The organism is Streptomyces sp. NPDC048514 (assembly GCF_043199955.1).
Classification (GTDB): Bacteria; Actinomycetota; Actinomycetes; order Streptomycetales; family Streptomycetaceae; genus Streptomyces.
Genome location: NZ_JBICWT010000005.1, coordinates 322,448 through 346,174, shown reverse-complemented (window position 1 = coordinate 346,174; position 23,727 = coordinate 322,448). Strand labels below are relative to the sequence as shown.

The 23,727-nt window shown below is 71.9% G+C and carries 23 protein-coding genes; 9 read left to right on the top strand and 14 right to left on the bottom strand.

Annotated features, from left to right (window positions below):
* The 8 genes from ACGFT2_RS13285 to ACGFT2_RS13250 form a co-directional block, all read right to left on the bottom strand.
* Positions 1–481 (bottom strand): DUF3492 domain-containing protein (locus ACGFT2_RS13285; RefSeq protein WP_393277684.1); only part of this gene is annotated, 481 nt, incomplete at its 3' end.
* A gap of 240 nt (positions 482–721) precedes the next feature.
* Entirely contained in the window at positions 722–2,314 is a 1,593-nt protein-coding gene (locus ACGFT2_RS13280) for a dipeptide ABC transporter ATP-binding protein (protein ID WP_393277137.1), read from the bottom strand.
* Complete coding sequence (locus ACGFT2_RS13275; protein ID WP_393277134.1) at positions 2,311–3,309, bottom strand: ABC transporter permease; 999 nt, start codon at positions 3,307–3,309, stop codon at positions 2,311–2,313. Before ACGFT2_RS13275 ends, ACGFT2_RS13280 begins: the two co-directional genes overlap by 4 nt.
* A complete protein-coding gene (locus tag ACGFT2_RS13270) occupies positions 3,306–4,415 on the bottom strand; it encodes an ABC transporter permease (RefSeq protein WP_393277131.1) in 1,110 nt (369 codons plus the stop codon). Before ACGFT2_RS13270 ends, ACGFT2_RS13275 begins: the two co-directional genes overlap by 4 nt.
* Positions 4,416–4,419: 4 nt before the next feature.
* Positions 4,420–6,138: an ABC transporter substrate-binding protein gene (locus ACGFT2_RS13265; protein WP_393277128.1), complete on the bottom strand. Its 1,719-nt coding sequence runs from the start codon at positions 6,136–6,138 to the stop codon at positions 4,420–4,422.
* A 176-nt stretch (positions 6,139–6,314) separates the two neighbouring features.
* Positions 6,315–6,410: an Ms4533A family Cys-rich leader peptide gene (locus ACGFT2_RS13260; RefSeq protein WP_393277125.1), complete on the bottom strand. Its 96-nt coding sequence runs from the start codon at positions 6,408–6,410 to the stop codon at positions 6,315–6,317.
* Positions 6,411–6,466: 56 nt separating this feature from the next.
* Complete coding sequence (locus tag ACGFT2_RS13255; RefSeq protein ID WP_393277122.1) at positions 6,467–8,011, bottom strand: DUF3152 domain-containing protein; 1,545 nt, start codon at positions 8,009–8,011, stop codon at positions 6,467–6,469.
* Positions 8,012–8,019: 8 nt separating this feature from the next.
* The gene (locus ACGFT2_RS13250) at positions 8,020–9,075 is read right to left on the bottom strand and encodes an alpha/beta fold hydrolase (protein ID WP_393277119.1); all 1,056 of its coding nucleotides are present in this window, start codon (positions 9,073–9,075) and stop codon (positions 8,020–8,022) included.
* A 268-nt stretch (positions 9,076–9,343) separates the two neighbouring features.
* Between ACGFT2_RS13250 and ACGFT2_RS13245 the strand changes: the two genes are divergently transcribed.
* From ACGFT2_RS13245 to ACGFT2_RS13230, 4 genes are all read left to right on the top strand, one after another.
* Positions 9,344–9,568 carry a hypothetical protein gene (locus ACGFT2_RS13245; protein ID WP_393277116.1) on the top strand — a complete coding sequence of 75 codons (225 nt, stop codon included), beginning with the start codon at positions 9,344–9,346 and terminating at the stop codon, positions 9,566–9,568.
* A 166-nt stretch (positions 9,569–9,734) separates the two neighbouring features.
* Positions 9,735–10,376 (top strand): TetR/AcrR family transcriptional regulator, encoded by a 642-nt coding sequence (locus ACGFT2_RS13240; protein ID WP_393277113.1) that lies wholly within the window; start codon positions 9,735–9,737, stop codon positions 10,374–10,376.
* A gap of 134 nt (positions 10,377–10,510) precedes the next feature.
* Positions 10,511–10,738 carry a DUF3107 domain-containing protein gene (locus ACGFT2_RS13235; protein WP_393277110.1) on the top strand — a complete coding sequence of 76 codons (228 nt, stop codon included), beginning with the start codon at positions 10,511–10,513 and terminating at the stop codon, positions 10,736–10,738.
* A gap of 171 nt (positions 10,739–10,909) precedes the next feature.
* Positions 10,910–11,179, top strand: coding sequence for a hypothetical protein (locus tag ACGFT2_RS13230; RefSeq protein ID WP_393277107.1), 270 nt, complete (start codon positions 10,910–10,912; stop codon positions 11,177–11,179).
* A gap of 200 nt (positions 11,180–11,379) precedes the next feature.
* Here the strand turns inward: ACGFT2_RS13230 and ACGFT2_RS13225 are convergent, their stop codons facing one another.
* Entirely contained in the window at positions 11,380–12,126 is a 747-nt protein-coding gene (locus ACGFT2_RS13225) for a ferritin-like fold-containing protein (RefSeq protein ID WP_393277104.1), read from the bottom strand.
* Between the two features lie 504 nt (positions 12,127–12,630).
* Here ACGFT2_RS13225 and ACGFT2_RS13220 point away from each other — a divergent pair.
* Positions 12,631–15,192, top strand: coding sequence for a DEAD/DEAH box helicase (locus tag ACGFT2_RS13220; protein WP_393277102.1), 2,562 nt, complete (start codon positions 12,631–12,633; stop codon positions 15,190–15,192).
* Positions 15,193–15,459: 267 nt separating this feature from the next.
* On the top strand, positions 15,460–16,341 hold the full coding sequence (locus ACGFT2_RS13215; RefSeq protein ID WP_393277099.1) for an alpha/beta fold hydrolase: 882 nt from the start codon (positions 15,460–15,462) through the stop codon (positions 16,339–16,341).
* Positions 16,342–16,456: 115 nt separating this feature from the next.
* Here ACGFT2_RS13215 and ACGFT2_RS13210 read toward each other — a convergent pair whose 3' ends face one another.
* Complete coding sequence (locus tag ACGFT2_RS13210) at positions 16,457–17,353, bottom strand: NYN domain-containing protein (RefSeq protein WP_393277096.1); 897 nt, start codon at positions 17,351–17,353, stop codon at positions 16,457–16,459.
* Positions 17,354–17,571: 218 nt separating this feature from the next.
* Here ACGFT2_RS13210 and ACGFT2_RS13205 point away from each other — a divergent pair, with 218 nt between their 5' ends.
* Positions 17,572–17,724, top strand: coding sequence for a hypothetical protein (locus tag ACGFT2_RS13205; protein ID WP_165955544.1), 153 nt, complete (start codon positions 17,572–17,574; stop codon positions 17,722–17,724).
* Between the two features lie 46 nt (positions 17,725–17,770).
* Here the strand turns inward: ACGFT2_RS13205 and ACGFT2_RS13200 are convergent, their stop codons facing one another.
* The 3 genes from ACGFT2_RS13200 to ACGFT2_RS13190 form a co-directional block, all read right to left on the bottom strand.
* Positions 17,771–18,376 carry a MarC family protein gene (locus ACGFT2_RS13200; RefSeq protein WP_356825843.1) on the bottom strand — a complete coding sequence of 202 codons (606 nt, stop codon included), beginning with the start codon at positions 18,374–18,376 and terminating at the stop codon, positions 17,771–17,773.
* 141 nt (positions 18,377–18,517) lie between these two features.
* Positions 18,518–19,375 carry a PHP domain-containing protein gene (locus ACGFT2_RS13195; protein WP_393277093.1) on the bottom strand — a complete coding sequence of 286 codons (858 nt, stop codon included), beginning with the start codon at positions 19,373–19,375 and terminating at the stop codon, positions 18,518–18,520.
* A 110-nt stretch (positions 19,376–19,485) separates the two neighbouring features.
* The gene (locus ACGFT2_RS13190) at positions 19,486–20,127 is read right to left on the bottom strand and encodes a DUF6758 family protein (protein ID WP_393277090.1); all 642 of its coding nucleotides are present in this window, start codon (positions 20,125–20,127) and stop codon (positions 19,486–19,488) included.
* A 159-nt stretch (positions 20,128–20,286) separates the two neighbouring features.
* On the opposite strand from ACGFT2_RS13190, the gene ACGFT2_RS13185 reads away from it, so the two are divergent.
* On the top strand, positions 20,287–21,510 hold the full coding sequence (locus ACGFT2_RS13185) for an MFS transporter (protein WP_393277087.1): 1,224 nt from the start codon (positions 20,287–20,289) through the stop codon (positions 21,508–21,510).
* 41 nt (positions 21,511–21,551) lie between these two features.
* Here the strand turns inward: ACGFT2_RS13185 and ACGFT2_RS13180 are convergent, their stop codons facing one another.
* Entirely contained in the window at positions 21,552–22,136 is a 585-nt protein-coding gene (locus ACGFT2_RS13180) for a suppressor of fused domain protein (protein WP_393277084.1), read from the bottom strand.
* Between the two features lie 457 nt (positions 22,137–22,593).
* Between ACGFT2_RS13180 and ACGFT2_RS13175 the strand changes: the two genes are divergently transcribed.
* The gene (locus ACGFT2_RS13175) at positions 22,594–23,718 is read left to right on the top strand and encodes a magnesium and cobalt transport protein CorA (RefSeq protein ID WP_393277081.1); all 1,125 of its coding nucleotides are present in this window, start codon (positions 22,594–22,596) and stop codon (positions 23,716–23,718) included.
* The last annotated feature ends 9 nt before the right edge of the window (positions 23,719–23,727 follow it).

Sequence of the window (23,727 nt, the reverse complement as noted above, 5' to 3'; positions counted from 1 at the left end):
CCAAGGATCCCAAGGATCCCAAGGATCCCAAGGATCCCAAGGATCCCAAGGATCCCAAGGATCCCAAGGATCCCAAGGATCCCAAGGATCCCAAGGATCCCAAGAATGCCGGGAATCCAGCAGATGCCGAGGCTCCCGGGGACCCGGAAGACCCGGAGGCCTCGGAAGCCCCAGAAGGCCGGGAGGATCCCACAGACCCCGAGGCCCCCGCGTCGGTGCCGGGGCCGGCTCCGGCGCACACCGCTCCGACCAGTTCCGCGTAGTACTCGGCGAAGCGCCGGCGCGTGCGCCGTCCGTAGGTGACCCCGTCGTCGTCGGCCGTCCACAGCGGCGCGGTACGCACCCGGGCGACCTGCGGCGGCAGGGGGACCCGGCCCTCGTCCTCCTGACGCCGGCTGCGGCTGAGCGCGTAGATGTCGAACTCGTGCTGCGAGAGCCCGCGCACGAGCCGGTCGCACCAGCGTCCGGCGTCACCGCTCACAAACGGGTAGCCACCCTCCGTAAGCAAACCGATGCGCACGTGTGCACCCCCGATCTCCCGTTTGAATGGCCGCCGTTGTCCCGACGGCTCGCAGCGGGACGAAGGTAAGCGGACAAGGCGGTGGCGCGACGGACGGTTGTCCATCGCGCCACCAAAAGGGGTGAACGGTCGTAACTTTCGCGTGCGGACGGCGTTCCACCGCGCTAAGAGACCAGACGGTGATCATTCGACCGCGAAACGTTACGCCACGGCGGGTTCACGCCGGGCCGCGCGCCGCCGCGCCGCGGATTCCGGGTCGAGCGCGGGGACGGCGGCCAGCAGCTGCCTGGTGTACGCCTCGCGTGGGCTGTCGTACACCTCGTTGGCCGGTCCGTACTCCACGAGCCGGCCCCGGCGCAGCACCGCGACCCGGTCGCTGACCTGGCGGACGACCGCCAGGTCGTGGGCGATGAAGACCAGCGCGAGACCGAGTTCCCGCTGCAGTTCGCCGAGCAGGGCGACCACATGGGCCTGGGTGGTGACGTCGAGCGCGGAGACGGGTTCGTCGCAGACGATGACGCGCGGCTCGGCGGCGAGTGCCCGGGCGATGCCGATGCGCTGGCGCTGGCCGCCGCTGAACTCGTGCGGATAGCGGTCGTAGTGCGCCCTTTCGAGCCCCACGCGCTCCAACAGTGCGGTCACCCGCTCCCGGATGCGCCCCTCGTCGCGCTCGCCCCGGGCGCGGAGCGGGTCGGCGATCGACTCGCCCACGCTGCGGCGGGGGTTGAGGGAGGAGACGGGGTCCTGGAAGACCATCTGGACGGCCGGGTCCACGCCGGTGAGCGGGCGCCCCGCGTAGCGGATCTCGCCCGCCGTCGGCTCCAGGAGCCCGACCAGCATGCGGCCTAGCGTCGTCTTGCCGCTGCCGCTCTCCCCGACCACGCCGAGGGTCTCGCCACGGCGGACGGTCAGCGAGACGTCGTCCACGGCGGCGAGGGTCCGCTTGCCGCGCCCGAACTCGCGGCGCAGGCCGCCCGCTTCGAGCACGACCTCCCCCGGGGCCCGGGAGCCGGCGCGGGGCGCGTCCACGCGCGGGACCGCGTCGAGGAGTTCACGGGTGTACGCCCGTGCGGGCGCGGCCAGGACCGCGCCGACGGGACCGTGCTCGACGGCGGCGCCGTGCCGCATGACGAGAACGTCGTCCACGCTCTCGGCGGCGACGCCCACGTCGTGGGTGACGAGCAGCAGGCCCATGCCGGTCTCCTCGCGCAGGGTGTGCAACAGGTCGAGGATCTGGGCCTGGACGGTGACGTCGAGAGCCGTGGTCGGCTCGTCGGCGACCAGCAGCTCCGGTTCGCAGGCGAGGGCCATGGCGATGAGGGCGCGCTGGCGCATGCCTCCGCTGAATTCGTGCGGGCGGGACCGGGACCGCCGTCGCGCGTCCGGAATCCCCACCCTGTCCAGCACCTCGACGGCACGCGCGCGTGCGGCGCGGCGCGACACGCGCGCGTGGACGCGATGGACCTCGGCGATCTGGTCGCCGACCGCGTAGTACGGGTCGAGCGAGGACAGCGGGTCCTGGAAGACCATGGCGGCCTTCGCGCCCCGCAGCCGCCGCAGTTCCTCGTCGGAGGCCTCCTGGACGTCGGTGCCGGCGACGCGGACCGAGCCGGCCACCCGGGCTCCGGTGCCCCGGTGCAGGCCCAGCAGGGCGCCCGCGACCGTGGACTTGCCGGAGCCGGACTCGCCGACGAGGGCCAGGGCGGCGCCCTTCGCCAGGCTGAAGGAGAGACCGTCCACGGCGCGCAGGGCGCCGAACTCGACGGTCAGGTCCGTGACTTCCACCAGGCTCATGCGAGTACCACCCGTCGGTCGGCCACCGCGTACAGCACGTCAGCGAGGGCGTTGGCCAGGACCACGAAGAAGCCGGTGACCAGCACCATCCCGACGACCACCGGGAGGTCCACCACCTTCACGGCGTGCACCAGCTCCTGGCCGATGCCGGGCAGGCCGAAGAGGGTCTCGGTCAGGACGGCACCGCCGACGGCCGAGCCGAAGGTCACCGCGTTGAGCGCGATGACGGACGCCGTCGCGCCCCGCAGCGCGTGCCGGGCGATCAGCGCGCCCTCGCCGACGCCGTACGCACGGAAGGTGCGGATGTGGTCCTCGGCCAGCGTCTCCAGCATCGACGCCCGGGTCAGCCGGGCGAAGTTGGCGGCCTCGACGAGGGCCAGGGAGAGCCAGGGCAGCAGCAGGTTCCAGGCCCACTGCTCGGGGTCGTCGGTGAAGTTCACGTACTGCGGGAAGGGCAGCAGCTGCAGTTCGCCGCAGACGACGATCATCAGGATGAGGCCGATGACGAAGACGGGGGTGGCGACGCCCGCCAGGGTGACCGCGGTCAGGACGCGCTCGGTGAGCCGGCCGCGCCGCCATGCGGACAGCACGCCGGTGCCGACACCCAGCAGCAGCCAGATCACCATGGCGCCGATCACCAGCGAGAAGCTCACCGGGAGCTTGGCCAGGATGATGTCGGTGACCTGCTGGCCGGTCCGGTACGACTGCCCGAGGCAGGGCGCCGAGCAGTGCTCCACGGATGTTCCCGTGGAGAAGTCCTGGCCTACGAGGAGACCCTGCAGGAAGTGCCAGTAGCGGACGTACAGCGGGTCGTCGAGGTGGAGTTGCTCGGCGACCTGGTGCACCTGGGCCGGCGAGCAGCGCGGTCCGCAGGTGATCTGGGCGACGTTGCCGGGGGTGACGTAGAAGACGACGTAGATGATCACCGAGAGGGCGAACAGGGTGACGACCGCGCCGACGACGCGGCGCAGGACGAATCCGGTGAAGCCGTTCACGGCCGCCCCTCCTTCTCCGTTACGGCCGTCCCCGCCGTCGGGTCCGCCGTCCCGGCCGTCGGGTCCGTCCCGGCACTCGGTACGGCCGTCCCGGCACCGGGGACCGCCGTCCTCGACCGGGCCTCACGTCGGCGGCCGGTGCCGATGCGCAGGCGGGACGCCGCGCGCGGGTCGAGCGCGACGCGGACGCCGTCGCCGAGGACGGTCATCGCCAGCACGGTCACGAAGAGGGCGCCGGCGGGCAGCAGCAGATACTGCGGCGCCGCCTGGTACCAGACGTCCGCCGAGGTGAGCATCTGTCCCCAGGAGGGGGTGGGCGGCTGCACGCCGACTCCGAGGAAGGACAGGGCCGCCTCGGCGCTGATGTTCATCGGGACCAGCAGCGCGGCGTACGTGATGACCGGTGCGGCGAGGCCCGGGAGCAGCTCGCGCAGGGCGATCCGCCAGGTGCTCCAGCCGCTGAGCCGGGCCGCGGAGACGTAGTCCAGGCCGCGCAGGGTGAGGGTCTGGGCGCGCACCATCTTCGCCGTCATGCTCCAGCCGGAGACCAGGGCGATGACGGCGGCGACGAGCACCGGGCGCGGGAAGCCGTTCGGGACGACGGCGAGCAGCGCGAGAGCGGTGATCATCAGCGGCATCGCGATGAAGATGTCGGTGATCCGGCTCAGCACCAGGTCGACCCAGCGGTTGCCGAGGCCCGCGGCCACGCCCATGAGGACGCCGAGGACCACCTGCACCACCGCGGCGCCCAGCGAGACCCCCAGCGACACCCGGGCCCCGTAGACGAGCCGGGCGAACATGTCGCGGCCGGTCTGGGGTTCCACGCCCAGCCAGTGCTCGGCACCGATGCCGCCGAGGGAACCGACGGGCACGCCTCCGCGCGCGGAGTCGATCAGGGAGGGGTGGTAGGTGGTGGGGTCCTGGCCCTCCAGGGCGGTGAGCAGCGGCGCGGCGAGCGCGGTCAGGACGAGCAGCGCGACGACGGCCGCGGCGACCAGGGCGGCACGCTGCGCCCGCAGCCGCCGCCGGAACTGTGGTGCCCCCGAGACCGCCGGGACGGAGGTGTCCGTCCCGGTGGTCCCGACGGTGACGAGTACCTCGCTCACGGCGTCACTTCACCGAGACCTGGGAGACGTCCAGGACGCCGGTCCAGTCGCTGATGACGACGTTCTTCACGTCCGAGCCGTACAGGCGCTTGTAGACGGGGTGGAACAGCGGCACGACGAGGGCCCGCTCGCCGATCTTCCGGTCCAGTGCACCCCACCGGCCGGCGGCCGCGTCGAGGTCGGTCAACTTGTTGATCGCGTCGATCTCGGCGTTGACCGACTTGTCGTTCAGCAGACCGGTGTTGAAGTTGGCTCCGTCCCTGACGATCTGCCGGCCGTCGAAGATCGGGGCGAGGAAGGGGCCGCCGGAGGGCCAGTCGGCGCCCCAGTGGGCGAGGAAGAAGCCGGGCTCGGTCTTCACATTGTGGATCTTGTCCCGGTAGTCGTTGTCCTCGAGGCCCTGCAGCTTGACCGTGATGCCGGCCTTCTTGAGCGCGTCCTGGACGGCGGTGGCGATCTCGGGGCTGGTCTCGAAGTCCTTGTTGTTGGAGTGGGTCAGCGTGATGCCGAGCCCGTTCTCGTGGCCCGCGCGGGCGAGCAGTTCCCTGGCCTTGGCCGCGTTGCCGGAGCCGCCCGCCGGGAACGGGTCGTAGGGCGTGTGGCCGAAGGACTTCTGGTCGGGCAGGAAGGTGGTGGCGGGCTCGGCGAGCGCGCTGCCGCCGGCCGCGTTCACCACCGAGGACCGGTCGATGGCGTAGGCGATCGCCTGCCGGACCCGGGGGTCGTCGAACGGCTTCACGCTCGGGTTGAACGCGAGGTAGTCGGTGTAGCCGAAGTGGCCGGTGCCCACGCGCGCGGCCAGCTTCTTGTCGTCGGTGACCTTGGCCAGCTCGGCGGGGCCGAGGTTGGTGTCCGTGGTGACCGCGGCGGCGTCCGCTCCCTGGGACGCGGACAGCCGCTGGTTGATCACCGAGGAGTCGAGGCCGGAGCGGACGTCGATGGTGTCCGGGTAGGCCTTGCGCTCGGCGTCGGTGGCGGCCGACCAGTGCGGGTTGCGCTCCAGGACCAGGTGCTCGCCGTCGTTCTCGTTCCTGACGACCTTGTACGGCCCGGACGAGACCGGGTGGGTCTCGTACTCGGTGCCCGTGTCCTTGCTCTTGGGAACGGGCGCGAACTGCGTCTGGGTGGCGAGGTACGGGAACTCGCCCTCGGGCTTGTTCAGGTGGAAGACGATGGTCCGGGCGTCCGGCGTCTCGATCGCGGACAGCCCCTTCTTGTCCTTGTACGGACCCTGGTAGTCGGCGGCGCCGACCAGCCAGTCCCTCAAGTACGGCGCGCCTCCGGAGAGTTCGGGGGCGAAGGAGCGCTCGATGCCGTACTTGACGTCGGCCGAGGTGATCGGGGTGCCGTCCTCGTACGCAAGGCCCTTCTTCAGGGTGTACGTCCACACGGTGGCGTTCTTGCCGGGCCGCCCCGTGTCGGTGGCGAGGTCCGGGACGACCTCGGCGCCGGCCTCGCCGTTCTCGCGGTTGCGGGTGGTGAGGGTGCGGAAGACGAGCGACGGGACGTTCCCTCCGCCGGAGGTGTAGAGGCGGGCCGGGTCGAAATCGGTCTGCGGCTCGGAGTTCAGCACCGTGAGCGTGCCGCCCTTTCGGGGCGCGGAGGCGCCACCGGACCCCTTGGCATCGTTGTCCTTCGGACCGCAGGCGGCGGCGCCCGCTGCCACGATCAGGCTGACGGATGCCGCTGCCACGCGGCGCGCTGTGACGGACGATTGACGCATCGGAATGACGACCTCTCGGGGAACTGATCGAGACTTCTCGAAAAGTGAGACACATGGACGAGGAGTGAGACGGCTGCGGACAGACGTCGGCCCCGGCGCCGGGTCGTCGAAGCGTCCGCGGCAAGGCCACGGACGAAGGGGGAAGAAGGTCGCGACGCGTACGCCGGAAGGCGGCGTCAGCGACAGAGAATGTCGGCCACGCAGATCGAGGTCACGCCGATGAGCGCCAGCTCGATGGCGGCGCTGTCGGAGACGGCGTGACGGGACCACATGGGCAGAAATATGAACGAACTTGCGAGTCGTGTCAATGTGACATGAGCGGCGCCGGTCAACTCCGGGGATAGGGCCACGGGTTGGGCAGGCAGTGGACTCCGTCGTGGTCGAGGAACTTGGTCTGCTGCTGCATGACCGGAGCCAGCTCACCGTCCTTCTGGCACGACACGTGACCGTGGCCGAGCCGGTGACCGACCTCGTGGTTGATGAGCATCTGCCGGTACGGGTAGATCTTGTCCCCGTACGTCTCGCTGCCCTGAGCCCATCGGTAGGCGTTGATCATCACGCGCTCGGTGGCGGCCGAGTCGCAGGAGACGTTGTCCTCCGTGGTGTCCAGGTCGGACTTGGCGCACCACGTGGCGGTGGTCCCGGGGCTGGCCAGCGTGATCACGAAGTCGGGCTTGCCGGAGGAGACGCGCTCGAAGGTACGGGCGCCGTCGTGGCTCCAGCTGCGGTCGTCGTTCAGGGTCTTCTGCACGGCCTCGGCGAACAGCGCCCCGTCCAGTCGCAGCCCCTGCTCGACGTCCACCCGATACCGGTACTTCTGCCCCTTGCCGGGGGCCTTGTCGAAACCGGGCACCGCGTCGAACTTCCCGGAGCCCTTCAACTCGGCGCCGAGCGGGTACGTCTTGCCCATCTTCTGCCCGTACGTCAGCGTCACCGCGCCCGGCGAGACGGAGGGTGCCACTCCCGGCGCGTGCGCGCCCTGGGCCTGACCGGCGCCGGCGTCGGACTGTGCCTGCGCGGCGTCGCCGCCCCGGCCGTCGGCCACCTGCCCGGCGACGACCACGGCGAGCACGGTGGTGACGGCAGCCGCCGCGATACCGGCGAAGGCCCGCCCCTTGCCGCCCCCGCGCTGTGCGGGGGCGCCGGCGCCGTCCGCCGCGAGAGCGCCGTCCCTCCGTTCGGCGTCCGGCGACTCCTCGGCCCGGCGCACCCGTCCCGGACGGGGTGCGGGGACGCCGGCGCTCCCGGTGTCCTCGGTGTCCGCGCTGTTCGCGCTGTTCGAGGTGTTCGCGTTGCCGCCGTTCGTGGTGCCGAAGGCCTCCAGGTACTCCTGCCGGGGGCCGGGCCGCGGTCCCGGACCGCCGTCCGGTCCCGCCCGCCGCTGCCGGGGAAGCGTCACACCCGTCCCCGCACCGGCGTCGGCCGGCCCGCCGAACGCCCCCCAGCCGCCGCCCGCCTCACGCTGCTCGGGATGCCCGCCACGGGCGGCACCGGCGTCGGGAAGACGGGGCAGACCGTGCGCGGGCGTGCCGTCCTGGGCACGGGGCACGCCACGAGTGGGCGTGCCGTCGACGAGCGGCACGCCACGCGCGGGCGTGCCGTCCGGGAGCCTCGGCGCACCCGGGTACGCCGCCTGCGAAGGGCGCGAAGTGGCCGGAGCGGCCGGAACACCCGGAGCGCCGGGAACTCGCGAGGCCCTCGGAGTGTCCGGGGCGGCGCCTTCCGGGCGTGGCGACGCGGTCGCCGGTCCACCGTTCCGGCCCGGCGTGTCCGGGCGGTCGCCGGAGCGAGCGCCGCGCTGCCGGGCCTGGCGTGCGGTTATGTCCGCGGAGTCGTCCTTCGGAGCCGGTCCGCGGCGGCTGTGACGTCCCACCCCGGCCCTCAGCTCCCCGCGCCCGTGGCGGTGGCGTCCGCGGCGGCGCCGCGCGGGCCCGGGCCCCTGGCCCCAGCGGGCGTACGTCGGGCCTCGTCGCGCCCGCTCGCGTCGCCGGCCTCCGCCAGCAGTTCCCGGAACGCGCCGGCCACCACCTCCGGGTACTCCATCATCGCCACGTGCCCGGCGTCCGGCAGGGTCAGCAGCCGGGAGTCGCGGAAGGCGCGGGCGGCCTTGCGGGCCATCCGGAAGCCGACCAGCTGGTCGCGGCCGCCGTAGACGAGCAGGGTCGGCGCGAGGACGCGTTCCGCCTGGCGCCACAGCCCGTGCTGGCCGCCGAGCGTGTACGCGTTGACGATCCCGCGCGCGGAACGCGTCATCGCGTCCCAGAAGTACGGGAGCTGCAGCCGCCGTTCCAGCTCCTCGACGGCGTACTCGAACGCCTCCGGCGACACCCGTCCGGGATCGCCGTAGCAGAGCGCCGTGACGCCGCGCACCCGCTGCTCGGCCGTCCACTCCTGCGTGAACCGGGTGAACAGGGCGGCGACACCGGGCACACCGAGCAGTCCCGTCGGCACCGCCGAGCGCTGGATGCGCAGTTCGGGCAGCGCGGGCGAGACGAGCGTGAGCGTGCGGACGAGGTCGGGGCGTACGGCGGCCACGCGCGTGGCGACCGCGCCGCCGAGCGAGTTGCCGAAGAGGTGGACCGGGCCGCGCTCGGACGCGTCGAGACAGCGGATCACCGCACGCGCGTGCCCGGTGACGGAGTAGTCGCCGTCGTCCGGTGGCGGGGAGTCGCCGAAGCCCGGCAGGTCGACGGCCTCACCGTCGACGACGCCGTCCAGTTCGGCCATCAGCGCCGACCAGTTCTGCGAGGAACCGCCGAGCCCGTGGACGTACAGCGCGGGCGGCAGGCCCTCGCGCGCGGGGGGCCGGGACCGGATCGACAGGGTGACCCCGGGAAGGCCGACGGACCGCAGCCGCTCGCCCTCACCGACCCGGACGGGCGCCACCCTGGGAAGCACACTGGCGGCCGACACGGACGGTGATTCGGTCGAAGACATGCGGGCAATGTTACGAGGTGATCACGTCAAGATTCGTGTGTTCGCCGTCACAGGCGCTCCGCAGGCCGGCGCCGCGCGCAGACGGCGACGCCCGGATCGGACGCGCCGAGTGAGCCGGACGGCGTGTGAACCGCGAGCAACTGGTGAACCGGACAGCGAACGGACGAATGGCATGGCGTCCGGATCAGCCGTCTCCTAGGCTCGTACAGAGGGCACCCGCGTGTGGCCCCTGCTGCTTCAGGGACGTTCGTAGGAAGGGAGCCCCACCATGGCCTATGACCCCACCGAGCCCGACGCGGTCGAGGACCTGGCGGCCGACGCGGCCCAGGACATCGACGTCGAGGCCCCCGAGGCGGACGCCGCCGAGCAGCACGCGGACGTCGCCCCCGATCGTGACGACCCCCTGACGGGGGTGGACCCGGACCGCGCGAACGTCGCCGACCTGGTCGAACAGGCGCGCGTCGTCTCGCTGGACGAGGACGACTACCGCTGACCTCGCGGGACGGTTCCGGCGGCGGCCGGCGGCGCGAGGACCGCTCCGCGGCTTTCGCGGCCGTCCGGTACGTGAAATTCTGCGCTCGCACCGCGCACACCGGGGTTACCGAAAAGTACGATGGCCGCGCGGTCGACACCGCATGTGGACGACTTTGGGAGGCGGCGTGACAGCCATCGAGCAAACAGAGGCAGCACGCCCGCGTGGCACGCGTCTGCCACGCCGAGCCCGACGGAACCAGCTGCTGGGAGCCGCCCAGGAGGTCTTCGTCGCTCAGGGCTACCACGCTGCGGCGATGGACGACATCGCCGAGCGGGCAGGCGTCAGCAAGCCGGTGCTCTACCAGCACTTTCCCGGCAAGCTCGACCTCTACCTCGCCCTGCTGGACCAGCACTGCGAGTCTCTGATCCAGTCGGTGCGCAGCGCACTCGCCTCGACGACCGACAACAAGCAGCGCGTGCGGGCGACGATGGACGCCTACTTCGCGTACGTCGAGGACGACGGCGGCGCCTTCCGGCTGGTCTTCGAGTCGGACCTGACGAACGAGCCGGCGGTGCGCGAGCGCGTCGACAAGGTGACCACCGAGTGCGCCGAGGCGATCTGCGACGTCATCGCCGAGGACACGGGCCTGTCCCGTGCGGAGTCGATGCTGCTCGCCTCCGGCCTCGGCGGCCTGGCCCAGGTCGTGGCCCGTTCCTGGCTGCACAGCGACCGCAGCGTCCCGCGCGATCAGGCGGTCCAGCTGCTGACCTCGCTGGCCTGGCGGGGCATCGCCGGTTTCCCGTTGCACGGCAGCGAACACCACTGACGGCCGTTCGTCCGCGGCCGCTGTTCGCTGACGGCGTTCCGGCCCACGGCGTGCGCGTCCCCTCACCGGGCTAATGTGTGCTGCGTACGGCGCGGAAGATCGCGCACATCACTGACCGTCGGAGGGACATAGCCGTGGAGGTCAAGATCGGCGTGCAGCACGCGCCCCGCGAGATCGTTCTGGAGAGCGGTCAGAGCGTCGAGGAGGTCGAGCGTCTGGTGTCCGAGGCCCTGTCCGGCAAGACGCAGCTGCTGAGCCTCCAGGACGAGAAGGGCCGCAAGGTCCTGGTGCCGACGGAACGCCTGGCATACGTGGAGATCGGCGAGCCGACCGTGCGCAAGGTCGGTTTCGGCACGCTGTAGGCCGAAGTCGTGAGAAGGGCCCGGCGGCCGCGTGCCGCCGGGCCCTTCCGCTTGCGGGGCCACGCACGGATGGAGCACAACTTCTCCACAGCGGATGATTGCAATCCGCAGGTCACGGGTATGACGGGCTACGACCGACAAGGCCAGACCGGCCGTGGGAGGGACCTCGCGATGATCCTGGAAGCACTCGGCGCCGCTGTGCTCGGTCTCGTGCTGGCGTGGGCGGCGGCCCACCGTCTGCCGCACCGGTTGCCGGCCCGCCCGCTGGTGTACTCCACGGGCCTCGCCGGAGCCCTGTTCGGCGACTTCGTCACCCACAGCGCCCTGGGCCCCGGTAGCGCCCTGCCGAGCATCCTGGGCGCCGCGATCGTCTCCGCGGCGTCCCTCTCCCTGCTCCTGCGCCCCGCCCGCCGCCGCCTCCGCCGATCAGCGACGGCGTAGCCCGCGCGGCACCGAAGAGGCGCGGGGGCCACGCCCCGGAAGGGGCGCGGGGAACCGCGCGAGCAACCACGACGAAGCCACCACGCACCCGCGCCCGCACGAGGCCCGGCACCCGGCACCCGGCACCCGGCACCCGGCACCCGGCACCCGGCACCCGGCACCCGGCACCCGGCACGCCAACGGCCAAGCCCGGCGCAGCGCTACGCGGCCAGGCCCAGCGCGGCCATCCGCTTGGTGTGCGCCTCGGTGATCCGCGAGAACATCTTGCCGACCTCCGCGAGATCGAACCCGTCGGCGACCCCGCCCACGAGCATCGTGGACAGCGCGTCCCGGTCGGCCACGACCCGCTGGGACTGCGACAGTGCCTCGCCCATCAGCCGCCGTGCCCACAGCGCCAGCCGGCCGCCCACGCGCGGGTCCGCGTCGATCGCCGCCCGCACCTTCTCCACCGCGAATTCGGCGTGCCCGGTGTCGTCGAGCACGGCGAGCACCAGCTCGCGGGTGTCGGCGTCCAGACGTGCGGCGACCTCCCGGTAGAAGTCACTCGCGATCGAGTCGCCGACGTACGCCTTGACCAGGCCCTCCAGCCAGTCGGAGGGCGCCGTCTGCCGGTGGAAGCCGTCGAGCGCGGCGACGAACGGGTCCATGGCGGCCGTAGGCTCCTCGCCGATCTCGGTCAGCCGGTCCCGCAGCCGCTCGAAGTGGTGGAACTCCGCCGAGGCCATCTTCGCCAGCTCCGCCTTGTCCCCGAGCGTGGGAGCCAGCTTCGCGTCCTCCGCCAGGCGCTCGAACGCGGCCAGCTCCCCGTACGCGAGTGCTCCGAGCAGGTCCACGACAGCGGCGCGGTACTGCGGTTCGGCGGACGCCCGCGCCCAGTCCTGGGCGGCGACACCGGTCGGTTCGGCAGAGGCGGCGGACGCGTTCTCAGGCTTGTCAGAGCTAGTCATGAGGCGCACAATAGCCCGCTCGCCGCCCCTCGGAAGCCCCTGGTCAACCACTGTGACCCCGACGACGTGACCGATTCGGCCATCACATGTGCGCGATTCCGGGGTATGGTGGTAATGCGCCTGCTGAGTGCGTCGACGGTGTTCGACGTGTTCCGGCGGGGTGCACGCATGAGGATGCCCGGTCGGTGGCCCGATCGGCTCCGACCCGACAGCCCTCCCCGATCGTGCGATTCGTTCCGTACGACGACCGGAGGGACACCCTCAGCGGTACGAGCGCTAGAGCGTCGGCAGAGGTCCCGTGCTTTACGGCCGGCCCGAGTGGTTCGCCCGTACGGCAGCCGACGTCCCGGCACGGTCTCTCAAAGACCCCCGCGCTCGCCTCGCACCGCGCCACACAGAAGAGGCATAACCCTGACTACGACGTTTCGAGATCTCGGAATCCTTCCCGAGACGGCCGAGGCACTGGAAGCCGTCGGCATCATCAACCCCTTCCCCATCCAGGAGATGACGCTCCCCGTCGCCCTTTCCGGCACGGACGTCATCGGCCAGGCCAAGACCGGCACCGGCAAGACGCTGGGCTTCGGCCTCCCGCTCCTGGAGCGCGTCACCGTCCCCGCCGACGTCGAGGCCGGACGCGCCACCCCCGACGCCCTCACCGACGCCCCGCAGGCGCTCGTCGTCGTACCCACGCGCGAGCTGTGCACGCAGGTCACCAACGACCTGCTGACGGCCGGCAAGGCCCGCAACGTACGCGTGCTGGCGATCTACGGCGGCCGCGCCTACGAGCCCCAGGTCGAGGCCCTGAAGAAGGGTGTCGACGTGATCGTCGGCACCCCGGGCCGGCTGCTGGACCTCGCGGGCCAGAAGAAGCTGGACCTGAAGCACGTCAAGTGCCTGGTGCTCGACGAGGCCGACGAGATGCTCGACCTGGGCTTCCTGCCCGACGTCGAGAAGATCATCAACATGCTGCCGGTCAAGCGGCAGACCATGCTGTTCTCGGCCACCATGCCGGGTGCCGTCATCGGCCTGGCGCGCCGCTACATGTCCCGCCCGACGCACATCCGCGCCACCGCGCCGGACGACGAGGGCGTCACGGTCGCGAACATCAAGCAGTTCGTCTACCGCGCGCACAACATGGACAAGCCGGAGATGGTCTCCCGCATCCTGCAGGCCGACGGCCGCGGACTGGCGATGATCTTCTGCCGGACCAAGCGCACGGCCGCCGACATCGCCGAGCAGCTGGAGCGCCGCGGTTTCGCCTCCGGCGCGGTCCACGGCGACCTCGGCCAGGGCGCCCGCGAGCAGGCGCTGCGCGCCTTCCGCAACGGCAAGGTCGACGTCCTCGTCTGCACCGACGTCGCCGCGCGCGGTATCGACGTCGAGGGCGTGACCCACGTCATCAACTACCAGTCCCCCGAGGACGAGAAGACGTACCTGCACCGGGTCGGCCGTACCGGCCGCGCGGGCAACAAGGGTACGGCGATCACGTTCGTCGACTGGGACGACATCCCGCGCTGGCAGCTGATCAACAAGGCGCTGGAGCTGGACTTCAACGACCCGGTGGAGACGTATTCGAGCTCCCCGCACCTGTTCTCGGACCTCGGCATCCCCGCCGGCACCAAGGGCACCCTGCCGCGCTCGGAGCGCACCCGTGCCGGCCTGGGCGCGGAGGAGCTGGAGGACCTGGGCGAGACCGGTGGCCGCGGTGCGCGCGGTCGAGGCGGCCGCCCCGACCGCGGTGACCGTTCCGACCGGGGTGACCGTACGGGCCGGGGTGACCGCGCGGGCCGTACCGAGTCCGCCGACCGCGAGCGTCCGGCCGGTCCGCCGCGCCGTCGCCGCCGCACCCGAAGCGGCGCCCCGCTCGACACCGCCGCCGCCACGACGACGCCGGCACCGGCACCGGCAACCGAGTCCGGCACCGAGGAGTCGCAGGCGACGCGTACCCCGCGCCGTCGTCGCCGCATGCGCGGCGGAGCGCCGGCGGAGGCCGTGTCGGCCTCCGCGTCACCCGTGATCGCCGAGGCGGCCGAGGCCGCCGTCGAGACGGTGGCCACGGTCGAGGGTGTCGAGGGTGTCGAGGGTCCGGCAGCGCCGGAGACCTCGGAGAAGCCGCGTCGCCGCCGTACCCGCAAGTCCGCGGAGCGCCTGGCCACCGAGCCGGTCGTGGCGGCCGACGCCCCGGCGACCGAGCCCGCGGCCGCTGCCGCTCCGGCCGCGCTGGACACGGCGGAGGCCACCGAGGCCAAGCCGCGCCGCCGCACCCGCAAGGCGGCGGAGCCGGTCACCGAGACCGAGGCCCCGGCCACGGTGATCGAGGCCCCGGCCACGGTCACCGAGGAAGCCACCCCGGCGACCAAGCCGCGCCGCACCCGCAAGGCCGCGGCGACGGCGGAGACCGCGCTGGACACGGCGGAGGCCGCGCTGGACACGGCGGAGGCCACTGAGGCCAAGCCGCGCCGCCGCAGCCGCAAGGCGGCGGAGCCGATCGCCGAGACCGAGGCCCCGGCCACGGTGATCGAGGCCCCGGCCACGGTCACCGAGGAAGCCACCCCGGCGACCAAGCCGCGCCGCACCCGCAAGGCCGCGGCGACGGCGGAGACCGCGCTGGACACCGCCGAAGCGACCGAGGCCAAGCCCCGCCGCACGCGCAAGACCACCGCGACCGCCGAGGCCGCGCTGGACACCGCCGAGGCCACCGAGGCCAAGCCCCGCCGCACCCGCAAGACCGCCGCAGCCGCCCCGGCAGCCGACGCCCCCGAGGCCGAAGCCGCCCCGGCGACCAAGCCCCGCCGCACCCGCAAGGCCGCGGCGACGGCGGAGACCATGCTGGACACCGCCGAAGCGACCGAGGCCAAGCCCCGCCGCACCCGCAAGACCGCCGCAGCCGCGGTGGAGGCGGTCGACGGGACCGAGCCGGCCGCTCCGAAGGCGCGGCGGACGCGCAAGGCCGTCGCGGCGGCGTCCGCTCCGGAGATTCCGGCGCAGGCGACCGAGGAGCCGGAGGTCAAGCCCCGTCGCCGGGTGCGGAAGACCGCGGCGGCCGTGGAGGCCCCCGAGGCCTGACCCCGCGGCCCCGCAGGGGCGGCACCGTCACACGCCGGTGGCCCGGTTCACTTCCCGTGGACCGGGCCACCGGCGTTTCGCACACCCGCCGCCGCACCCGACGTGGCACCCGCGCCCCCGGCGCGTCCCGCCGCACCCCGGCGTCCCACCCGCGCCCCGCATCCCCACCTCCCCGCGTCCGTCAGTGCGCCCCACCCCCATCTTCGGCGCCCGTCCCTGCTCCGGCCTCGCTCAGCCCCCTCCCCGCGCCCCCGATAACCTCTCTCCATGAGCAGGCCCGCCACCTTCGTCCCGCCCCCCGGTGCCCGTGCGTACTCGTTGCGCACGGCCCGCGGTGAGTTCGCCGTCGTCGATGCTCCCGTGGCCGCCGGGGTCGAGCCAAGGGGCACCGCGCTGCTGCTGCCCGGGTTCACCGGGAGCAAGGAGGACTTCAACCCGCTGCACCTGCCGCTCGCGGAACGCGGTTACCGGACCGTGGCGGTGGACGGGCGGGGACAGTACGAGTCGGACGGCCCCCCGGACGACGAATCCGCCTACACGCAGGAGGAGTTGGCACGGGACGTGCTCGCGCAGGCGGAGGCGGTCGGGCAGCCGGTGCATCTGCTGGGGCACTCCCTCGGCGGCCAGATCTCACGCGCGGCGGTGCTCATCGACCACGCGCCCTTCCGGTCGCTCACCCTCATGTCCTCCGGTCCGGCGCAGATCTCGGCGTCCCAGCAGGAGCGGGTGAAGCTGCTGCGGGACGCTCTCGCGGTGATGGGCATGCCCGAGGTGTGGGACGCGATCCAGGCGATGGAGACGCCAGAGGAGACCGACACGCCCTCGCTCGACGGCGGGCTGGACGCCCGGGACGATCTACGGCGCCGCTGGCTGCTCACCAAGCCCGCTCAGCTCCTGGCCACCGGACGCCAGTTGTGCACGGAACCGGACCGGGTCGCCGAACTGGCCGCCGTACCGCTGCCGTTCCACGTCCTGTCGGGCTCCCTGGACGACACCTGGCCGCTCCCCCTGCTCGACGACATGGCGCTCCGGCTGAAGGCACGGCGGACCGTCGTCGAAGGTGCCGAGCATTCCCCCAACACCGACCGCCCGCTCGCCACGGCCCGCGCGCTCGCCGGCTTCTGGGACGACGGCACGGCAGGGACGTGACCGGCCGGGCCGTGACCGGCCGGGCCGTGACCGGCCGGGCCGGCGACCACATCCCGGACCACGGCGCCGACAGCCCGGCCGGCCGTCCCGGTGCCCGACCCGTGAGCGGGCCGGCCTAGTACTGCGCCTGCAGGTGGTCCCAGAAGCCGTCCCTCAGGGAGCGGCGCAGGTCAGCCTGGCCACGCAGCGAGTACTGCAGCAGGCCCTCGGCCTCGACCAGCAGGTCCTGGTCGACGGAGCCGGGTAGGTAGGGGTGACCGGGGAGCAGTTCGACGAGTGCCTCGCGGCCCCGGGAGGCCAGCCACTTCGCCGCGATCTGGGCGCCGACGAAGCGGACGTCGTCGCGGCTGGGGCGGGTGCCGGTGGTGGCCTCGTAGGCGGCGGCCGTGCGCCGGCTGACGTACGGCTTGAAGAACTCCAGGTCGAAGGTGCGCTGGCTGTCGACCTCCCAGAGCAGCGGCTCGGCCTGGTTGCGGCCGTCGGGAGCCTCGATGCCCCACAGGTGGACGCGGGCGCCGTACCCTTGGGCCGCCTCGACCGCCGAGACCAGGTCCTCGTCACCCCCGAGCAGGGCCGCGTCGCTGATCGCGCGGTGCCGGGCGAGGGACTCCAGGTCGGAGCGGATGAGGGAGTCGACGCCCTTCTGCTGGTTGTTGGCGTTGAGGTTGCCGAGGCGGACCTTGACGTCGGGGAGTTCCGCGATGGACTGCTGCTCGGCGGTGTGGATGCGGCGGCGGGCGCCGTCGTACCAGTAGACGCGCAGCAGGCGGCTGTCCGCGAAGATCGAGCGGGCCTTGTCGATCAGCGCGTCGATCAGGCCCTCGGCGTCGAGGTCGAAGGCCCGGCGGTCCTCGGTGCCGGCGACGAGCCGGCCCGCGGCTGCGTAGAGGTAGCCCGCGTCGACGAAGATCGCGTGGGTCGAGGGCGTCTTCGCCACCTCGGCGAGCATGCGTTCCAGCAGCTCGTTCGTGCGGTCGATGTGGGCGCCGAGGCGGGCCAGGTCGTCGTTCATCGGCACCATTGTCCCGTCGGTCACGCTGCGAACACAACCGCTCCCGGTCAGTCCGCCACATGCCGCTTACCGGTCAGTAATTAGCCGTTCGAAAAATTTCCTTAGCGTAGGGAATGTTCGTAACAAGCAGCACGTTGACTACGTACGACACGGGATACATATCCGGTGCACCTCAAGTAGTTCTCCGCAGGAGGATGACCAGACGAAGGGAGAAGCCCATGCGCTTCGAAATCATGCGACTCGACGAGGTCGACGGCTCCACCGTTGACAGCACCGTCGTGGACGCCGCCTCCGTCAATCGGATCGTTCAGCAGGCCGCCGCCATCGGGCAGCGCCTGTGGATCCGCCCGGCCGAGACCCCGGCCTCATAACGGGGATACGCCACTCAAGCTTTCCGGGGGAGCCGAGACGACGTGCTCAGCTCCCCCGGATCACCTGAGTGACCCCGTTGATGATCTGCTGCACGGCGATCGCGGAGAGCATCATGCCCGCGAGCCGCGTCACGAGGACGACACCGCCGTCCTTGATGACCCGGATGATCAGCAGCGAGTAGCGCATCACCAGCCACAGCACGACGTGGATCGCGAGGATCGCGGACCACACCGAGACCTGTGTGGCGACACTGCCGGCCTTCTGGACGGCCAGGATCACGGACACGATGGCGCCGGGACCCGCCAGCAGCGGCATGCCCAGCGGCACGAGCGCCACGTTCACGTCCTTGGTCTGCTTCGGCTCGTCGGTCTTGCCGGTGAGCAGGTCCAGCGCGATCAGCAGGAGCAGCAGACCGCCCGCGATCATCAGCGCCGGGACGGAGACGTGCAGGTAGTTCAGGATCTGATGGCCCAGGACGCCGAAGACGGCGATGACCCCGCCCGCCACGCAGACGGCCTGGAAGGCCATCCGCTTCTGCACCTTGGCCGGGCGTCCGGCGGTCAGGGCGAGGAAGATCGGGGTGATCCCGGGGGGATCCATGATGACGAAGAGGGTCAGGAACAGAGAGCCGAAGACGGCGATGTCGAACATGGTGAGCCTTGCAGGACGGAGCCACCACCGGCGCCGCCCCGCCCGGCAGAGCGGGCGCGGGCGCACGGCGGACGTGCGGGAGGAAGGGTGGGAGGAGGGCTGGGATGAGTCGCTCGGCCGGCGGACGCCGGAGGCCGACCGTCAGACTCCGCCGGCCCCCGGGACGGGGAACGCGCCGGTCGACCGCCGCGTGATCTCGCCGTACACCTCGGGGTCGGTCGTGTACGCGCCCAGCGCCACGGACTTGCGGCTGCCGTGGTAGTCCGAGGAGCCCGTGACCAGAAGGCCCAGTTCCTTCGCGAGACCGCGCAGCCGGGCCCGGGCGTCCGGGTCGTGGTCCATGTGGTCGACCTCGATGCCGTCGAGACCCGCCGCGGCCATCTCGGCGATCGCGGACTCGGGGACCGTACGGCCGCGCTTGGCCGCGGCCGGGTGCGCGAAGACGGTCACGCCGCCCGCGCCCTTGACCAGCCGGATCGCCTCGAAGGGATCGGTCTCGTGCTTCGGCGTGTAGGCCCGGCCGCCGTCGGCCAGCCACTGCTCGGTGAACGCGTCGCCCACGGTCGGGACGACGTCCAGCTCGACCAGCGCGGAGGCGACATGCGGACGCCCCACGGAGCCACCGGCGGCGATCCGCTCGACCTGTTCCCAGGTGACCGGCACACCCAGCGCGTTCAGCTTGGCGACCATGCCCTGCGCCCGCGGCACCCGGTCGTCCCGGACCAGCTCGCGCTCGGCGAGCAGGGCGGGCTCCGCGGGGTCGAAGAGGTAGGCGAGCATGTGCATGGAGATGCCGTCGACACGGCACGACAGCTCGGCGCCGGTGACCAGGGTGAGCCCTTCGGGCAGCGCGGCCATCGCCTCGGCGTACCCACGGGTGGTGTCGTGGTCGGTCAGCGCGACGACGTCCAGTCCGGCGGCGCCGGCGTTGCGCACCAGCTCGGCCGGGGTGTCCGTACCGTCGGAGGCCGTGGAGTGACAGTGCAGATCGATGCGCACGGTGACTCCAGACGAGGACGCTACGGAAGGGGACACCCAAGGATAGCCGGGATTTCGACCCGTCCTGTCACACCCGCGCCCGGGGAGCGCCCCCTACGACTCCGCGGTCGCTAGGGCCGGAGCAGGCGCGGTGACAGCGCCCCGCACGGCACCAGGTCCAGCTCCGCTCCCGCGTCCCGCAGGTCCGTCAGCACCAGCTCGTCGTACATGAGCAGCCCCGCCTGCTCGGGCCACATCACCGCCCACAGCCACATCCCGAGCGCCTCACCGGCGAAGACGGCGCGGTCGTCGGGGACGCGGTACACGTGCCAGAGCGGGGTCGGGCGGCCGGCGGCCAGGACCTTGGCCTGCGGCGGCTTCTCGACGTTCATGTACGACCCCGGGTCCGGGCCGTCGATGCCCGCGTACCGCGCGCCCAGCCCGACACCGAGTTCCTCGGCGATCAGGATCAGCTCGCCCGGGCCACCGAGCGGACCGGGGCCCGAACAGGCCACGGCGGTCGCGCGGCCGCCGCTGCGGTCGTCGCCCGCATAGGTCACGCCGGTGAACAGCCACCCGACCGGCAGCGGCCACGGCATCCACACGGGCACCTGCGTGCGGTGCACCACCACGTTGAGCGCCTCGACGCTGGGCGGGATCACGGGCTGCAGCGGATACACGGTCCCGTGCACGTCGCACTGCCACGCATCGGCGAAGAGACCGGGAGCCCTGACCCGGCCACCGCACCTCGGGCAACTGGGTTCGCCCCTCATAGGGCTCCACGCTCCTACCCCTGCCGCGCCACGTCAAGGACGATCACCCGTCCGGGGGGAACACCTGACCAGCCGAAATTAGATGTAGCTTGCATTAATTAGTCGCGCTAACTTACTGTGTGCATACACCAACTACCTACCCCGGAACGGGAGAAGCACATGGACCCCCTCGACGCGGGAGCCGGAGGCATCCTGCGACAGCCCAAGGCGGTCTGGGCCACGGCCGGCGCCTCCGTCGTCGCCTTCATGGGCATCGGCCTGGTCGACCCGATCCTGCCGTCCATCGCGCAGGGCCTGCACGCCACCACCAGCCAGGTGTCCCTGCTCTTCACCTCGTACTTCCTGATCACCGCGGTCGCCATGCTGCTGACCGGCTTCGTCTCCAGCCGCGTCGGCGGCCGCAGGACCCTGCTGCTCGGCCTCGCCCTGGTGGTCGTCTTCGCGGGCCTGGCCGGCACGTCCGGCTCGGTCGGTGAGCTGGTCGGGTTCCGGGCCGGCTGGGGGCTCGGCAACGCGCTGTTCGTCTCCACCGCCCTCGCGGTGATCGTCGGCGCCGCGGCCGGCGGCAGCGCGGCTGCGATCCTGCTGTACGAGTCCGCACTCGGCCTCGGAATGGCCTGCGGCCCGCTGCTCGGAGCGGTCCTCGGCAACGCCAGCTGGCGCTACCCGTTCTTCGGCACCGCCAGCCTGATGGCGATCGGCTTCCTGTGCATCACGGCGTTCCTGAAGGAGCAGCCGAGGCCCGCGCGGAAGACGTCGATCCTGGACCCGCTCAAGGCACTCGGCCACGGCGGCCTGGCCTCGGCGGCGGTCTCGGCGTTCTTCTACAACTACACGTTCTTCACCGTGCTGGCCTTCACCCCGTTCGTGCTGGACATGACGCCGTACCGCTCGGGCGCGGTGTTCTTCGCCTGGGGTCTGCTGCTCGCCGTCTTCTCGGTGATCGTGGCCCCGCGCCTGCAGGCCCGGTTCGGCTCGCTGCAGGTGCTCGGCGGCTCCCTGGTGCTGCTCGCCGTGGACGTGCTCGTGCTCGGCTACGGCGACCACACCGCGGCCGTCGTCTGCACGGTCCTGTCCGGCGCCTTCATCGGCGTGAACAACACCGTCTACACCGAGCTGGCCCTCGGCGTCTCGGACGCGCCGCGCCCGGTGGCGAGCGCGGGCTACAACTTCGTCCGCTGGTTCGCCGCCGCCGCGGCACCGTACTTCGCGCCGAAGATCGAGGAGTGGACCGACGTCCACATCCCGTTCGTGGTCGCGGCGGTCACCGCGGCGCTGGGCGCGGTGGTGGTCGCCGTACGGCGCAAGGCGCTCACCCACGAGGCCGAGGAGCTTCAGACGGCGCACGCCACCGAGGACGGCGTCACCGTGTTCGCCAACTGACCCTTCCGGGCCAGGCGTTGGTGAGATCGGTCACCGCCGGGTCAGTCGAGCGGGACGGCTGTGCGGGTGGGATCCCGCAGATCCGTCCCGTTCGCCAGCCAGCGCTCCTGGAGGGCCTGGGCGCCGTGCACCCGCTTCCAGGCGGCCTCGTTCGGGGTCATCGGCAGCAACGGCAGGAACCGTACGGGATCCAGCGGGGCGTCCAGCTCCAGATCCTCCACCAGCCCGCCGGGCTCGCCCACCAGCACCGAGGTGAAGGGGGCGCCGGGCCACAGCGGGCCGCCGACGTCCAAGGAGGCTCCGGGCGTCACCACGAGACCCTCCACCTGGGGCGACGCGGCGAGGACGGCGAGCGGCCGGAGCACCTTGTCGGTGTCGGCGACGCCCGCGCGGACGGACAGGACCAGCTCGGCGCGCGGCCCCTGGACCGGGTCGGCGAGCACCGCCGTCGGGTCCGTCATGGGGCGGTCGGACATGCCGAGGGTGGCGTACCGGACGACGTCTGCCTGCCGGAAGCGGAGCACCTCGATGCGGTCCGTGCCGAGGAAGGTGACCGCGGCGCGCGCGTCCGGTTCGCCCAGCGCGGTGTTCAACCGAGCCTCGACCAGAGGAAGAACATCAACCATGCGGTGAGCATAGAACTCGTCAGCAGCGGGCAAAGCGGCGCCTTGACAGTATGGGCGGCTGGTACTCTGAGCCGGTGGTTCGGGGCAGCACGCAGAAGCGTCGCTATCGAGTCCCGGCGCCGACGACACTCCCTTACGAGGGACCGGCCGGAGGAGGTGGGGCTGTCATGGATCGAAGTCGACCTGGTAGTACCACTCGCTCTTCCGGCTGCTGATGTAGTTTCCGGCTGGCTGCCGCCTCACGTTCGCTTCGTCGTTCGGAAGAGCACTTCGTCTCGCTCTGCCTGATCTGCCTGATCTCCATCAGTTCTGCATCAGTAGCGAAGTCGCCACCGCGACGATGCGGTGCTCCCCGCTTTGTGGACGTACCAAACATCCGCAGTCAGGACGTCCCCATTCCGGGTAGTTCCACCCGTTGCCGCGCGCTTTCGCTGCCTGCCCGCGAAGGAGCCTGCCCATGTCGATGATCCGCGACCTGCGTGCCGTGGTCCGCCCGTCGTCCCGCGTCTCGCTGCGCAAGGACACCGGCGCCCCGTACGACACCACGCGCGATCCCGCGACGCCCTCGGCCGTCGTCGACTGCGCCGTCTACCGCGACGGCGCCCGCGTGGAGCACGGCAAGCCGCTGACCCCGCACGAGGCGATGCGGCTGGTGCGCCGTGACGGCGGGTTCGTCTGGATCGGCCTGCACGAGCCGACCGAGGCGGAGTTCGCCGGTATCGCGAGCGAGTTCGGGCTGCACCCGCTGGCCGTGGAGGACGCGGTGCAGGCGCACCAGCGGCCGAAGCTGGAGCGTTACGACGATTCGCTGTTCACCGTCTTCAAGACCATCCACTACGTCGAGCACGACCGGCTCACCGCCAACAGCGAGGTCGTCGAGACCGGCGAGGTCATGTGCTTCACCGGACGGGACTTCTTCATCACCGTCCGGCACGGCGGCCAGGGATCGCTCAGGGCGCTGCGGCACCGCCTGCAGGACGACCCCGAGCTGCTCGCGAAGGGCCCCTCTGCGGTGCTGCACGCCATCGCAGACCATGTGGTGGACGGCTACATCGCGGTCGCCGACGCTGTTCAGGACGACATCGACGAGGTGGAGACCGAGGTCTTCTCACCGGGCCGCAAGGGTGGCGTCTCGCGGGGTGTGGACTCGGCGCGGATCTACCAGCTCAAGCGTGAGGTGCTGGAGTTCAAGCGGGCGGTGGCTCCCCTGCTGCGGCCCATGCAGCTGCTGAGCGAGCGGCCGATGCGGCTGATCGACCCGGACATCCAGAAGTACTTCCGGGACGTGGCCGACCACCTCGCTCGGGTCCAGGAGCAGGTCATGGGCTTCGACGAGCTGCTCAACTCCATCCTCCAGGCGAACCTGGCGCAGGCGTCCGTCGCGCAGAACGAGGACATGCGCAAGATCACCGCCTGGGCGGCCATCATCGCCGTACCGACGATGGTGTGCGGGGTGTACGGCATGAACTTCGACCACATGCCCGAGCTGCACTGGAAGTACGGCTACCCGGTGATCATGGGGGTCACGGTGGCCCTGTGTCTGGGCATCCACCGCACGCTGAAGCGCAACGGCTGGCTGTGAGCCGGCCTG